We start from the raw sequence: 14,500 nt of genomic DNA, 5'->3' as shown, positions 1-14,500 counted from the left end.
TAGGGTTCGCGGAGAGATTCAGGATGAGCAGTGTTCTGGCCATTGGAGTTCTCATGCTCTCAGGTCTGGCGGTCGGGAGAATAGCTTCCGGGTCCGGCCTTTCATCTGTCATAGGCTACTTAGTGGCTGGGCTGGTTTTGGGGCATGCGTGGCCAGGCCTGGGCGGCTCGATAAGCGCAGCCGGCGCCGGGTTTGTGGCAGAGATCGGCCTCGCCCTGATCACATTCGTAATAGGCGGCGAGCTGGAGGTCGAGAGGCTTCGCGCTCTCCCACGCAGCGTGGTTGGCATAACGGTCGCGCAGGCGGTCGGGAGCCTGGCAGCCGTGGCCGGAGCAGCGCATCTGCTCGGCCAGCCAACTGGGCTCGGCCTCATCCTAGGGGCCATTGCTGCTGCGACGGCGCCGTCCACCACGATCATGATTGCCAGGAAGCAGAAGTCCGAAGGTCCCCTAACGCAAGCTCTTGTTTCGGTGGTGGCGATGAATGATTCGGTGTGTATCCTGATGTACGCAATGGCAATTGCAGTTGCGCGAGCGCTGCCCGATGGAGTGGTTTCCCGCACCCTAACAGGGGTAATCGGCATCTCCGCCTGGGAGGTGCTTGGTTCAGCCGTTGTCGGCGTGGTCGTAGGAATCGCCCTCGGTTTCTTCGTCAAGTACGCCCGAGGGGCTGATGAACTCATTGTAATTGTGCTGGGGTCCATCCTTCTCACTTCGGGGCTATCCGGAAGGATGCATGTTTCTCCAATCATTGCGTCGCTGGTTTTGGGCGTAACTGTATCCAATCTGGTGGTTGGCAGCAGGAAGGTGTTTGCGGCTGTCGATAGGTTCTCTCCACCCATATACGTGCTTCTGTTCTGCCTGGCAGGAGTGCCGGTGAGGTTCAGGTCCCTTTGGGCCGCTCTTGGTTTTTTCCTTGCGTACGTTGTGGCTAGGGCCCTTGGCAAGGTCGTTGGAGTGTGGATTTCCGCCGCGCTGTCTGGTGCTGATAGGGGAGTGCGTCGGTACCTAGGAGTGTCCCTGCTTCCACAGGCCGGCCTTGCGGCGGCATTAGCAGTTGCAGCCTGCGCGGCGCTGCCCGAACAGAGCGAGATGATCGCATCGATGGTCATTCCAGGAGTTCTGCTGTTCGAGGCGATCGGCCCTGCTATCGTTGTCATGTCCCTCAAGAAGGCTGGCGAGATTCGGCTACCAGAGGCATCGGCGGTCAAGGCCTGATCACCTGGGCGAAAGGCAGCGGTGGTGTGGGATGGCAGCAGATCGTGACCATGCGAGGCGCGCAGGACCGGCCCATTCGGGATCCGGTCTGATTCAGTGTGGCTCCGTAGCTCGTGTCTCTGACGCAGGCACGGTCATGCTAAGGGCCGTGGTCTACCTATCCTGCATCATGTTCGCCATGAAGGCCAAAGGTGCGAGACCCTCGCTGATCCTCACGGTTGTGCCTGCCGCCGCTGCGGCCATCTACATCGGTTCCATTGAATGCAAGCCCCGGTTCCGCTGGGCGGGCCTGGTCGCAGCCGCCATTGATACCCTGCTCATCACCACGATCGTGCACTCTGGCGGTGGGCTTGCGAGTGATGCCTTCTTCCTTTTCGTCATCTCTCTTGTGGCGGCCTCCCTTCACGAGTCGGTTATCCCATGTTCCGCGCTGGGCATGATTATGGCGGCCGCCTACTTCGGCGCCAGCTACTCATCGTGGCGATCTGGCATGTGGCCTGCCTGGATTCTCCCTTACAGATGCGCGCTCCTGGTGTTCGCATCATGTGGGATAGGCCTTCTGGCCCAGGCTTTCCAGCGGTCGGTGGCATGGGTTGAGGCCGAACGCACTCGTGTGGAGAGGCAGGCTCGGTGGGATAGGGTGGTCGCCAATATCGCAAGGGAGATAGGCTCCGGATTGGCGCTGACTCCAACGCTTGAGCTGATTCTGGATGGTGGACTTGCTGTGCTTGAGGTGAGCGCAGGTCTGATTGCGCTCAGGGACAGGCAAGGCCGGTTCATGGTTCGCGCATCCCGGAACGCGCCAAGCGCGGTTCAGGGCCGCTTCATCGAACCGGGGGATGGCGCCATCGGTCGTGCCATTGAACTACGGACTACTATTATCACTGCCGATTACCGCTCCGACTCAGGCAGTATACCTGAGTTCATTGAGGCGGGAGTATCAAGCGCATTAGCGGCGCCCCTGTTCGCTGGTTCCGAACTCATGGGCGCGATTTCCTTCGGGAATACCCGGGAAGGCGCCGTGTTCGCCGCGGAGGATCGGGAGTTCCTGGAATCCCTGGCCAAGCAGCTGAGTGTGGTTGTGGCGAATATCTGGCTATTGGAGGATGCACGACGGAGAGAGGAGTACCTGTCGATTCTGAGCCAGATATCCCATGGCATTGTGGCCGTGCTTGAGCCCGAGGCGTTGTTCGAGAAGATCTACCGTGAGGTCAGCCGGGTCCTGATGGCCGAGGCGTTCTTCGTCGCTTTGTATCACGCGAAGGAGGGCGAGTTCGAAATGGCCTTTGCCATGGACAGGGGCGAACGGTATCCGATCGAGAGACACCCGGTGGGGGTTGGGCTTACTGGCAGAGTGATCATGAGCGGAGAGCCGATCCTTGTTAGCTCGGTTCAGGGTGGCGCGGTGGAGGGCTCTATCAATATCGGCAATGTGGAAGATGGCAACACCAGATCTATACTGATCGTTCCGATGAAGATTGGCTCGCGCGTTATCGGAGCGATATCCGCGCAGAGCTATGTCGCCAACGCCTTCGGCGAGGCGGAACTGGAGCTTCTCACCACAATTGCCGCAACTGCCGCAGTGGCTGTGGAGAACGCAAGGCTCTACCAGCGGGCGCGCGAGTTGTCCCTTACCGACGACCTTACGGGCCTTGGCAACTACAGGTTCTTCGGCGATATCCTCGAGAAGGAAATGGAGCAGGCAAAGAGGCGCGGAGGGATTGTGTCCCTAGTTATGCTCGACTCGGATTCGCTCAAGTTCGTCAACGACAGGTACGGGCATGTTTATGGAGACCTTCACCTCAAGGAGCTGGCTCGATCTGTCGAAGCCATCATCCGCAAGTCGGATATCGCGGCGAGGTACGCTGGCGACGAGTTCATGGTGATACTCCCCGATACTGATCTAAGAGATGCCGCCATAATGGCTGAACGCCTAAGGACCCGTGTCGAGAACTCACCATTGCACATAGATGGAGAGCCTGTCACCACCACTGTGAGCATTGGCGTCGTGTCGTATCCGGTTGCTGGCGCGACGGTCGATGAGCTCACTAAGGCTGTCGACTGTGCTATGTACAAAGCAAAGCGAGGCGGCAAGAACCGCGTCGCTTTGGGATGAGCCGAGGATAGGATCACACGAGTCGCCTTATCGTCTCCTCTATCGAAATGGGCAGCAGGTGGGCGGCGGGAAGCTCAGGCATGGCGTACACCCCCGGGCTCTGTTTGAGTCCAGCCCTCAACGCGGCGAGCATGGTCTGCCCCGTGAACGCCGGGTTGCACACGTGCAGTTCCCACTTGAGTATCTGATTAGCGGCAGCGCCAGATGTTCCCTTCCTATCGATCACCACTCCATGGCCGGTGTCGAATAGACCAGAGATCGACTCTACCTGGAATACGTCGGTCTGATCGTGGACGAAATATGGGTCATGGCGTATCTCAGACTCGATATCCTGGAAAGGCCTACTGCCGTCTGAGACCGTGTACACGGCTCGGCGGTGCTTGCCCCAGCCTGCCGGGAGGGTAATGGATATAGCATCCACCACTCCGCGAATGGCGCGGACTGCGACCGAATGGCCCATGCTCATTCCAGGGCCGAAATTGGTGTAGGTTATCCCGCTTGGGGCCAGGGCCTCCATGAGAGCCCGGACCATGGAGTCGGCGCCGGGATCCCAACCAGCCGCGATCACCGCCACCGATTCTCCTGCCTGTGCCCACGGAATAAGCTCCTCCCTGTGGGCGAGCATGGCGTCGCCGTGCACATCGAAGCTATCCACAGTGCTTATTCCCGCTTCCAGAAGCGCCTTCTCCGACCTGGCAAGCTCGCGGGTTGGGGCACACACCAGGGCTCCTGTGATGGCGCCTCCTAGGTCTGCGATTCTCTCAACTGCGGGCGCTTCCCAGCCCTGCCCGTGAAGCGTTTCGCCACTCGCTGCGCGGCGGCGGATGATCCCCGCGAGCTCGAAATCGGGCGATGCAGCTACGGCGTCTGCTGCACCTCGCCCGACATTCCCGTATCCGATTACTGCCACCCTTGTCCGCTGCATGTGATCTCCAACCTCCCAACTGTGGATGCATATACGGATTATAGCACAGCGGGCCAAGGCTGGCTGCGTCGTATTGGGGACCATGGTATAATGTCCTCAGGGCGCCGATGCGAATTCGCATCAGGCCGCCGCGAGACTGGAGGGCAGGTCATTGCAGCTTATTACCACGTGCGACGACAAGTGCAGGCAATGCTACGCATGTGTCCGAGCATGCCCAGTGAAGGCTCTGGAGTTGCAGGATGGCGTTGTTCGGGTCATCAGCGGGGAGTGCATAGGCTGTGGCAACTGCGTCCGTGTGTGCCACTCCGGCGCCAAGCAGATCGCCGATGATTCGGCAATGGCGGAGAACCTGATCTGCAGGGGCCACACTGCTGCCATTGTGGCGCCTGGCTTTGCAGGCGCGTTTCCCACGGTCGATCCTGAGCGCATCATTGGGGCAATGCGTAAGCTTGGCTTCGCTTCGGTCTGGGAGGCTGCGCTCGGTGGAGAACTCATCCTGCCGGCGTACAGGGAGTGGATTGGGGCAGCTGGACGCCGCAGCGATGTGGTGATCAGCTCCGTGTGCCCCGCAGCCGTTGCCCTGATCGAGCTGCACAGACCGGAGCTTGCGAAATCGCTCGCCCCAGTGGTCTCGCCGATGACAGCCACGTCGCGGGCTGCGAGGGCTGCCGGAGAGGAAAGGGTTGTGTTCATAGGGCCGTGTCCCGCCGCCAAACTGGAATTGTCAGAATCTGGCGTTAACGGCAGTCCGGATGTAGCCTTGTTATATTCGGATCTTTCACACATGTTCGAGAAGAACGGCATAGATCCAGAGCAGTGCAAGCCATCTGCACCGGACGTCATGGCCCGGGGGCCAGGGCGTGAGCTTGACTTCCCACAGGGACTGATCCGCGCTCTTGGGCTGATCGAGTCTCAGGCGCCTCCCGGGATCATTGCGGCAGCTGGCAGGGATGCATGCTTGGAGGCTCTGGACGCAATCGCCGCGAATCGACTCGGCGGGGCGGTGGTGCACCTGTCGTTCTGCGTGAGCTGCATGGAAGGAGCGGGTTACCCCAGCGCCTGCTCCACTTGGGAGAGGCGCGAGGCGGTTTCGAGGTACGTGGCGTCGGTGAGGGAAACGTCCTACAGAAGTGAGGCCGTGTTTTCGAAGCACATCGTCGTGGCCAGGGATTTCGCTCCTCTGGCCCTTGACGGGAAGCCTCCGTCCGAGTCGGATATTCGAGCCGCCTTGGTTTCCATGGGGAGACTTACCTCAGCTGACGAACTAGACTGCGGGGCGTGTGGCTACTCATCCTGCCGGGAGAAGGCCTGTGCAGTTGCCATGGGCCGTGCAGATGCGGGGGCGTGCCTACCTCACCTCATCAGGGCAAGAGCCGAGCGGCCTGAGGCGACGGCTGGAAAGGGACAGCATGGATGCGAAGTCGCTCTTGGCGGAGGGGTTCCGGTCGGAACCTCGGGATTCGAGGCAGGCGCGGATGCGCTCGACATGGTTGCCTACAGCCCAGCGATGGAGCAGATTCTTGCGCTTATTCACAAGATATCCAATGTGAACTCAACCGTTCTGATAACCGGCGAATCCGGCGTTGGCAAGGAGGTCGTTGCGAGGTACATCCATCGCACTGGCAACCGGGCAAACGGTCCGTTCGTGAAGATAAACTGTGGCGCCATACCCGAGGCTCTGCTGGAATCTGAGCTATTCGGGTATGAGGAAGGCGCGTTCACGGGCGCGCGGAAGGAAGGCAAACCCGGCCTGATCGAGCTAGCCTCAGGCGGCACGGTGCTGCTCGATGAGATCTCCGAAATGCCGATGGGGCTTCAGGTAAAGCTGCTTCAGGCGCTGCAGGACAGGAGATTTGTCCGGGTGGGAGGCACGAAACAGGTTAAGGTGGATGCCCGCGTGATGGCTGCAACCAACAGAGATCTGGAGCGGGCGGTGAGGGAGGGCCTCTTCAGGAACGACCTCTACTACAGGCTGAACGTGATCCCAATCCACATACCGCCGCTTCGAGATCGGGTTGGGGACATCGCCCCCCTAGTCTACCACTTCCTCGAGAAATACAACGCCAAGCACGGACGCGAGCGCGAGCTATCCCGGGAGGCCCGTGAGGCGCTGGAACGATACGCGTGGCCGGGAAACGTTCGTGAGCTGGAGAACGCCATTGAGTTTCTGGTGGTTACGGTGGATCAGCGCGTGGTCGGGATAGGCAACCTTCCGGAGCAGATCAGGAGTGGGTTCTGCGTAGAGGACATTGGCGTGAAGATCTCGAAGGTTGTGCCACTTCGCACGGCCGTGGAAGAGGTAGAGAGGCAGCTTGTAGAGCGTGCTTCCGAATCGTGCAGAAGCACCTACTCGATGGCAAGAGCGCTCGGAGTGAACCAGTCAACGGTGGTGCGGAAGATGCAGAAATACCTGAAACACGACGCACCTGACCGGGGCTGATGCAGGTTCGCATCTGGTAATGCGCGGCAGCATCGGCAGTGGAAGAGCCGCCTTTGTGCATCTGGAACCTTCGGTAGCAGTGCGTAGTGACGTATTCTGTATACAACGTGCACGCATACTCACGTGAAAGGCATCACTAACGATGCAAGGATGCATCATGCGGTTGAGCGGGGCATTGCTTCAACCCGCTCTGGGCTGGCCTATGTGGGGCATCCGGAATTGGCACGAAACATGCAATGGAGTTTCGAGGTTCGTATGGTCTGCGGAGGAGGTTTTGGGGACTATGGGTTGCGCTGAATGCAAGTGCGCCGGCGAGATCACGCCCGAGCAGTGGAGCCGGGTGGATCAGATCATCGCCAAGTACAGTGGTCAACGCGGCATTCTCATTCCGTGCCTTCATGAGGTCCAACAGGTAGTTGGCTACCTTCCCATGGAGGTCCAGGAGAGGGTGGCTGCGGGGCTCGATGTTCCAATGGCCGACGTGTACAGCGTCATCACGTTCTATGCTCTGTTCTCTACCAAGCCAAAGGGCAAGCACCAAGTCGGCGTGTGCCTTGGGACCGCCTGCTACGTGCGGGGAGGCGACAAGATCCTCGATAAGGTCGAGGGTGTTCTCGGAATCAAGGCTGGCGACACCACTCCAGACGGTCTTTTCTCGATTCAGGTGATGAGGTGCATGGGCGCGTGCGGTCTTGGTCCTGTGATGACTGTGGGCGAAGACATATTCGCCAGGATGAAGCCTGACCGCGTGGCCACGATTCTGAAGAAATACTCTTAGCACTACTCCATACCTACTGTGCGAGGGAGGAATACGAATGGATCTTGTTCGGGCGCACGTGCTGGTGTGCGGCGGCGCTGGGTGCATATCCTCCGGGTGCAAGGCGGTGCAGGAGGCGCTCACGGCGGAGATCGCGCTCGCCGGCATCGGGCGAGAGATACAGGTGGTAGTGACCGGGTGCATGGGTCCATGCGACCTTGGCCCGATTGTTGTGGTTTACCCAGAAGGGGTTCTGTACCGCAAGGTTACGCCTGAAGACGTCAGGGAGATCGTAACTGAGCATCTAGTGAAGGGGCGCATAGTGAAGAGGCTTCTCTATGAGGATCCCACCGAGGGGAAGAAGGTAGAGACCCAGGAGGGCATTGGCTTCTTCAGCAGGCAAGAGAGGATAGCTCTGAGAAACACCGGAGTGATAGATCCTCTGAACATCGATGAGTATATCGCGCGGGATGGCTACGCTGCTCTCGGCAAGGCCATGACAGAGATGACGCGCGAGCAGGTGATCGATGCCATCAAGAAATCCGGCCTCCGTGGGCGCGGCGGCGCAGGGTTCCCTACCGGGCTCAAGTGGGAGTTCACCTACAAGGCCACTGGCACGCCTAAGTACGTCGTGTGCAACGCGGATGAGGGTGACCCAGGCGCGTTCATGGATCGATCGGTGCTTGAGGGCGATCCGCACTCGATCATCGAGGCGATGTCCATCGCCGGGTACGCAGTAGGGGCGAACCAGGGCTACGTCTATGTTAGGGCCGAGTACCCGCTGGCGGTGGCCCACCTGCAGCATGCTATGAAGCAGGCCAGGGAGTATGGGCTGCTGGGGCACGATATCTTCGGCAAGGGGTTCGACTTCGATGTCGATATCAGGGTTGGCGCTGGAGCTTTCGTGTGCGGCGAAGAGACTGCTCTTCTGACCTCCATTGAGAGCCGCCGCGGTGAGCCAAGGCCTAGGCCGCCGTTCCCAGCGGTCGCCGGGCTCTGGGGCAAGCCCACGCTGATCAACAACGTTGAGACCAATGCCAACATCGCTCCGATCATCCTCCGCGGGGCCGAGTGGTTCTCATCAATCGGCACGGCCACAAGCAAGGGAACAAAGGTGTTCGCTTTGGCTGGGAAGATAAACAATACCGGCCTTGTTGAGGTTCCCATGGGGACTCCTCTAGGCGACATCATTTTCGACATCGGCGGCGGGATACCCAACGGTAAGAAGTTCAAGGCCGCTCAGACCGGCGGTCCGTCGGGCGGTTGTATTCCCGCTCAGTTCCTCAACACGCAGATTGACTACGAATCTCTCAAAGAGCTAGGCACGATGATGGGCTCCGGAGGGCTCATCGTCATGGACGAAGACACATGCATGGTGGATCTGGCGAAGTTCTTCATGCAGTTCATCCAAGACGAATCGTGTGGGAAGTGCGCTCCATGCCGCATCGGCACCAAGAGGATGCTTGAGATTCTCGACCGGATAACGAAAGGTCGTGGGCGCGAGGGCGATGTGGAACTCCTCATCGACCTAGGTGAGCAGATCAAGGCCACAGCCATGTGCGGACTCGGACAGAGCGCGCCGAACCCAGTGCTGTCAACGATCCGATACTTCCGCGATGAGTACGACGAGCACATCAGGCATAAGAAGTGCCCTGCATCTTCCTGTGCGACACTGTTCTACTCACCGTGCCAGAACTCGTGCCCAGCAGGTGTCGATGTCCCGCGGTACGTCGCTCTGATCAAGGAGCGGAAGTTCGACGAGGCTGTGGCGATGATCAGGGCCACCAACCCATTCCCCGCGGTTTGCGGCAGAGTGTGCGATCACCCGTGCGAATCGAAGTGCCGGCGTGGAACCTTCGACGAGCCTGTGGCGATCAAGGCGCTCAAGAGGTTCGCAGCCGATTGGGAGATCTCCCATGGGCACGGCTACAAGACTGAGTTAGCGCCTCCAACTGGCAAGCGAGTGGCTGTAGTAGGTGGAGGGCCTGCAGGTCTCTCAGCGGCTCACTACCTGACCCAGTTCGGACACAAGGCTGTCGTGTTCGAGGCCCTGCCCGTTGCGGGCGGCATGCTTGCGGTAGGCATTCCCGATTATCGACTGCCCAAGAACATGCTACAGACGGAGATCGACGCGATCGTCCACGAGGGCGTTGAGATACGCCTGAACACCAAGGTTGGGAAGGATGTAGCCTTCAATCAGCTGCGGGCGGAGTACGATGCCGTATTCGTGTCAATCGGCGCTCATGGCAATCAGAAACTTGGTGTTCCCGGCGAGGAGCTCGAGGGGGTCTATCCAGCAGTGGGTTTCCTCCGCGATGTGGCTCTGGGCAAGCCGGCCAAGGTCGGGAAGAAGGCAGCGGTCGTGGGCGGTGGAAACGCTGCGATCGATGCTGCCCGCACTGCTCTCAGGCTGGGCGCATCCGAGGTGCACATCATCTACAGGAGGCTACAGGCTGACATGCCTGCTGACCCAGTTGAGATCGAAGCTGCGATCGAGGAAGGGATCCAGATCCACTGCCTCACCGCGCCTACCAAGATCATTGGGCGCGACGGCCGAGTGGCCCAGATGGAGTGCGTCAGGATGAAACTGGGGGAGTTCGATAGGTCAGGGCGCAGACGCCCAGTCCCAGTTGAGGCCTCGCGGTTCGTGATTGATGTGGATTCCGTGATACCCGCGATCGGACAGGCGGTTGAGGGCGGGTTCATGCCTGTGGCAGCGCCGGGGCAGGAGGGTCTGCTTACTACGAAATCCGGGCTGATGGTCACTGATCCCGAGACCATGGAGACGAGCATCCCAGGGGTGTTCGCCGGTGGCGACTGCGTGACCGGCCCATGGAGTGTGGTTGGCGCGATAGGTGCAGGCAGGGACGTGGCGATGAGAATCGACGAGTTCCTCGGCGGGAGTTCGTGGGTTGAGGCGAAGGCGATCAGCGACGATGCCGACAGGGCTCTTGTGGGCACTCTCATTGAGGAGCAGTGCAGAAGATGTGTCATGCCTGAGATACCCGTATCGGAGCGGCAGCGGAACTTCAGAGAGGTTGAGATTGGGCTCTCCGAGGATATGGCGGTGGCGGAGGCGTCGCGCTGTTTCCAGTGCGATGTCCGCGAGTCCTAAGACCGCGAGAATGGAGTGATACGAATGGGCGATGTTACTCTCACCATAGACGGGCGCCAAGTCACGGTACCCGCCGGCACTAGCGTTCTCGAGGCTGCGGGGCAGGCGGGCGTGAATATCCCCACCCTCTGCTACCTGAAGGACATCAACGTGATAGGTTCGTGCCGTATGTGTGTCGTGGAGATCGAGGGCGCCAGGACGTTGGCCGCCTCGTGCGTGACTCCAGTTGCTCCGAACATGGTTGTCCACACCAATACCAAGACGGTGCGGGACGCCCGCCGTGCGGTGCTGGAACTCATTATCTCGAACCACCCATATGAGTGCCTTACGTGCACGAGAAGTGGATCCTGCGAACTGCAGAGCATGGCGGAGTCCATGGGGATCAGGGAGATAAGATTCGAGGGCGAGAAGGGACAGCACCCTGTTGACCGCTCGTCGCCGTCGATTGTCCGTGATCCTAACAAGTGCATCCTCTGCCGCAGGTGCATATCGGTATGTGAGAACGTGCAGGGAGTGTCGGCCATAGGCCTCGCTCGTCGCGGGTTCGCGAGCGTGGTGAGCCCAGCAGGCGAGTTGCCTCTTGGAGAGGCCATCTGCACCAACTGCGGCCAGTGTGTGCTTGTGTGCCCAACCGGGGCTCTGACTGAGGTGGATTCCACGCGAACGGTGTGGGACGCGCTTGCAGACCCGAAGAAGCACGTTGTGGTCCAGACTGCCCCCGCCATCAGGGTGTCCCTTGGCGAGGAGTTCGGGCTTGCTCCAGGGTCCATCGTGACCGGACAGATGGTAGCGGCCCTGCGGGCGCTCGGGTTTGACCGGGTGTTCGACACCGACTTCACAGCTGACCTAACAATCATCGAGGAAGGCAACGAGCTGCTCGAGAGGATCAAACACGGAGGCGCAATGCCCATGATCACCTCTTGCAGCCCTGGATGGATCAAGTTCATCGAGCACTTCTACCCTGAGATGTTGCCGAACCTGTCGACGTGCAAGTCGCCTCAGCAGATGTTCGGCGCCCTGGCCAAGACCTACTACGCTGAGAAGGCCGGAATCGACCCGAAGGATGTGTTCGTGGTCTCGATCATGCCATGTACCGCGAAGAAGTTCGAGTGCGAGAGGCCTGAGATGCGTTCCTCCGGCTACAAGGATGTCGACGCCGTGCTTACCACCCGCGAGCTCGCCAGGATGCTACGGGAGTCGGGGATCGACGTGTCATGCCTTGAACCCGAGGATTACGATGCTCCTCTGGGCATAAGCACTGGTGCAGGCGTGATCTTCGGCGCCAGCGGCGGTGTGATGGAGGCGGCCCTCAGAACGGTGTACGAGGTGGTCACAGGCAAGGAACTGCCCTCGCTGGATTTCGAAGCGGTGAGAGGGTTCGAGGGAATCAAGGAGGCGCAGGTGGACCTGGCAGGCACAACCGTTCGCGTTGCGGTGGCCCACGGCCTCGGAAACGCCCGCAAGCTCCTTGACAGGGTGCGCTCAGGCGAGGCGGCCTACGATTTCATCGAGATCATGGCATGCCCAGGCGGGTGCATCGGCGGAGGCGGGCAGCCCATCGGGACCAACACCGAGAGGCGGCTGGAACGGATCGCGGCCACATATCAGGCCGACCGGGGCATGCCCATGAGGAAGTCCCATGAGAACCCAGCAATCAAGCAGCTATACGAGGAGTTCTTGAAGGCTCCGCTGGGAGAGCGCTCCCACGAACTGCTGCACACGCACTACGTTGCGCGCGGAAAGTGGAAAACCGTGTAGCGATGGGGAGTCGCGCGGCAGTACGATACGTGCGAAGAACTGATGAACGGGCACGCCTTCAGGCGTGCCCGTTCCCGTGGTCGTCTATACTGCCATATCACTCGCGCGACGCGCCCATCCCAGCCAGCTCGAGAGTTTCCGCGAGATGACAGGCTACGAGGCGCTCGCTTCCGCCTCCGATGCCGGCGCCACTGGCGCGCGCGCCGACCATTCTCAACTCGGGCGCTTCTTTGCTGCAGATCTCGCTGGCGTAGGCGCATCGCGGATGGAAGTAGCATCCCGATGGCGGGTCGGCCGGATCCGCCACCTCTCCTTGGAGCAGGATACGAGCGGTCTTGAGCCGGGGATCCGGTTTCGGCGCCGCGGAGAGCAGGGCTTCAGTATATGGGTGTTTGGGACATGTGAATAGCTCGGACGACTCGGCTAGTTCCACTATCTTACCAACATACATCACGGCCACTCGGTCGCTTATGTGCTCGATGACACTGAGGTCGTGGGCGATGAACAGGTACGTCAGACGGCGCTCATCCTGGAGATCCTGAAGGAGATTGAGTATCTGCGCCTGAATCGACACGTCGAGAGCCGACACTGACTCGTCGCATACGATCAGCTTCGGGTTGAGGGCCAAGGCCCTCGCGATTCCGATCCGTTGCCTCTGACCTCCGCTGAAAGCATGGGGATATCTCGCCATATACTCGGGCCTGAGCCCCACCCTTTCCATGAGATCGGCCACGCGCGCGTCGAGTTCTGCGCCCCTGGCCGCTCTGTTAACTAGGAGCGGTTCGCCTATGATATCCTTGACGGTCATGCGCGGATTGAGGGAGGAGTAGGGGTCTTGGAACACAAGCTGCATGTCTCTACGTACCGCCCTGAGTTCGCTCTTGTTCAGTGCTGCCAGATCAACGGGCTCTTCGTCGCGCCTCCGCCTGAAGAGGATCTTTCCGCTTGTGGGACCGATGGCCCGCAGTATGCACCGCCCGGCGGTGGTCTTGCCGCAACCGCTCTCGCCCACGAGCCCGAGCGTTTCCCCTTCCCTTATATCGAAGCTAACATCGTCCACGGCCCTCACGCATCCGGCGACTCTCTTCCAGGCCCCTCTGCGAATGGGGAAGTGCTTCTTCAAGTTGCGCACCTGCACGAGGGCGTCAGCATCCATCTGCGCTCACCTCCCCGAACAGCAAGCAGGCTACTTGGTGGCCCGGCGACATCTCGGCGAGTACAGGAACACGCATATTGCACTGCCCCTTCCGGTACTCGGGGCACCTTGGATGAAACGAGCACCCGTGAGGTATGTTGTAGCCGTCGGGCACCGCTCCCTTTATGGACTCAAGACGTCCTTTCGCGCCGCTTCCCATTCTCGGAATGGACTTCATGAGTGCTCTTGTATACGGGTGCAGCGGGTTGTGGAAGAGTTCATCCACCGGGCCGCGCTCCACGATTCGGCCGAGGTACATCACGATCACGTCCTCCGCCATCTCCGCCACCACGCCCAGATTGTGTGTGATCAGCATGATCGCCATCCCGAACTCGCGTTGCAGTGAACGCATGAGATCGAGTATCTGGGCTTGAATGGTCACGTCGAGCGCTGTTGTGGGCTCATCGGCTATGAGGAGTTTGGGATGACAACACAGGGCCATGGCGATCATGGCTCTCTGCCTCATTCCGCCGCTGAGCTGGTAAGGATACTCGTCGATTCGCAGTTCGGGCTGGGGAATGCCCACCTTTCGGAGCATGTCGACGGCGCGGCTTCTGGCCTGCTCGGGGCGGACGTGTTGGTGGAGCAGTATGGCCTCGATGATCTGGTTGCCGATGGAGTAGACAGGGCAGAAGGATGTCATCGGCTCCTGGAATATGATGGCGATGTCCTTGCCGCGGATGGCCTTCATCTTGGGACCGGTTGGATTGAGCCTGGCCAGGTCCACATGGCCCAACGGCCCGAATTCATCTCCGTATAGCTTCACGCTGCCGCTCACGATCTTGCCCTTATGCCCCAGGAGCCTGAGGATAGATAGGGCGGCCACGCTCTTTCCGCACCCGCTCTCCCCGACTATGCCCAGGGTTCTTCCTCGCCTGACCGTGAAGCTCACGCCGTCGAGCGCCTTCACGGCGCCCTCGTCGAGGAAGAAATATGTTCTGAGGTCGTCAACCTCTAGCAACTCGTCATGCATGGCA

Annotated in this window: 9 protein-coding genes; 6 read left to right on the top strand and 3 right to left on the bottom strand. The window is 60.1% G+C overall.

The features are described from left to right. The first annotated feature begins 23 nt into the window (after window positions 1-23). Together VB144_02590 and VB144_02585 are read left to right on the top strand one after the other, a co-directional pair. Entirely contained in the window at window positions 24-1,217 is a 1,194-nt protein-coding gene (locus VB144_02590) for a cation:proton antiporter (protein MEA4882544.1), read from the top strand. Window positions 1,218-1,353: 136 nt separating this feature from the next. Then, window positions 1,354-3,333: a sensor domain-containing diguanylate cyclase gene (locus tag VB144_02585; protein ID MEA4882543.1), complete on the top strand. Its 1,980-nt coding sequence runs from the start codon at window positions 1,354-1,356 to the stop codon at window positions 3,331-3,333. A 13-nt stretch (window positions 3,334-3,346) separates the two neighbouring features. Here VB144_02585 and VB144_02580 read toward each other — a convergent pair whose 3' ends face one another. Beyond that, window positions 3,347-4,258, bottom strand: coding sequence for a diaminopimelate dehydrogenase (locus tag VB144_02580; GenBank protein ID MEA4882542.1), 912 nt, complete (start codon window positions 4,256-4,258; stop codon window positions 3,347-3,349). A 151-nt stretch (window positions 4,259-4,409) separates the two neighbouring features. On the opposite strand from VB144_02580, the gene VB144_02575 reads away from it, so the two are divergent. From VB144_02575 to VB144_02560, 4 genes are all read left to right on the top strand, one after another. Next, the gene (locus tag VB144_02575; protein MEA4882541.1) at window positions 4,410-6,698 is read left to right on the top strand and encodes a sigma 54-interacting transcriptional regulator; all 2,289 of its coding nucleotides are present in this window, start codon (window positions 4,410-4,412) and stop codon (window positions 6,696-6,698) included. Window positions 6,699-6,981: 283 nt separating this feature from the next. After that, window positions 6,982-7,476 carry an NAD(P)H-dependent oxidoreductase subunit E gene (locus VB144_02570; GenBank protein MEA4882540.1) on the top strand — a complete coding sequence of 165 codons (495 nt, stop codon included), beginning with the start codon at window positions 6,982-6,984 and terminating at the stop codon, window positions 7,474-7,476. A 37-nt stretch (window positions 7,477-7,513) separates the two neighbouring features. Continuing rightward, the gene (gene nuoF / locus VB144_02565; GenBank protein MEA4882539.1) at window positions 7,514-10,570 is read left to right on the top strand and encodes an NADH-quinone oxidoreductase subunit NuoF; all 3,057 of its coding nucleotides are present in this window, start codon (window positions 7,514-7,516) and stop codon (window positions 10,568-10,570) included. A gap of 24 nt (window positions 10,571-10,594) precedes the next feature. Continuing rightward, window positions 10,595-12,328, top strand: a complete 1,734-nt coding sequence (locus VB144_02560; protein MEA4882538.1) for an NADH-dependent [FeFe] hydrogenase, group A6 — start codon at window positions 10,595-10,597, stop codon at window positions 12,326-12,328. 97 nt (window positions 12,329-12,425) lie between these two features. Here the strand turns inward: VB144_02560 and VB144_02555 are convergent, their stop codons facing one another. Continuing rightward, window positions 12,426-13,484, bottom strand: coding sequence for an ABC transporter ATP-binding protein (locus VB144_02555; GenBank protein MEA4882537.1), 1,059 nt, complete (start codon window positions 13,482-13,484; stop codon window positions 12,426-12,428). Next, the gene (locus tag VB144_02550; GenBank protein ID MEA4882536.1) at window positions 13,474-14,496 is read right to left on the bottom strand and encodes an ABC transporter ATP-binding protein; all 1,023 of its coding nucleotides are present in this window, start codon (window positions 14,494-14,496) and stop codon (window positions 13,474-13,476) included. Before VB144_02550 ends, VB144_02555 begins: the two co-directional genes overlap by 11 nt. Between the last annotated feature and the right edge of the window lie 4 nt (window positions 14,497-14,500).

Source organism: Clostridia bacterium (assembly GCA_034926675.1).
GTDB lineage: Bacteria > Bacillota > DTU025 > DTU025 > DTU025 > JAYFQW01.
This window is presented reverse-complemented; position numbering and strand designations above follow the sequence as displayed.

Bases quoted from the DNA above. Each gene is read 5' to 3' on its own strand.
- VB144_02555 (MEA4882537.1), bottom strand. From the start codon at position 13,484: ATGGATGCTGACGCCCTCGTGCAGGTGCGCAACTTGAAGAAGCACTTC.
- VB144_02585 (MEA4882543.1), top strand. From the start codon at position 1,354: ATGCTAAGGGCCGTGGTCTACCTATCCTGCATCATGTTCGCCATGAAG.
- VB144_02590 (MEA4882544.1), top strand. From the start codon at position 24: ATGAGCAGTGTTCTGGCCATTGGAGTTCTCATGCTCTCAGGTCTGGCG.
- VB144_02570 (MEA4882540.1), top strand. From the start codon at position 6,982: ATGGGTTGCGCTGAATGCAAGTGCGCCGGCGAGATCACGCCCGAGCAG.
- VB144_02560 (MEA4882538.1), top strand. From the start codon at position 10,595: ATGGGCGATGTTACTCTCACCATAGACGGGCGCCAAGTCACGGTACCC.
- VB144_02580 (MEA4882542.1), bottom strand. From the start codon at position 4,258: ATGCAGCGGACAAGGGTGGCAGTAATCGGATACGGGAATGTCGGGCGA.
- VB144_02550 (MEA4882536.1), bottom strand. From the start codon at position 14,496: ATGCATGACGAGTTGCTAGAGGTTGACGACCTCAGAACATATTTCTTC.
- nuoF (MEA4882539.1), top strand. From the start codon at position 7,514: ATGGATCTTGTTCGGGCGCACGTGCTGGTGTGCGGCGGCGCTGGGTGC.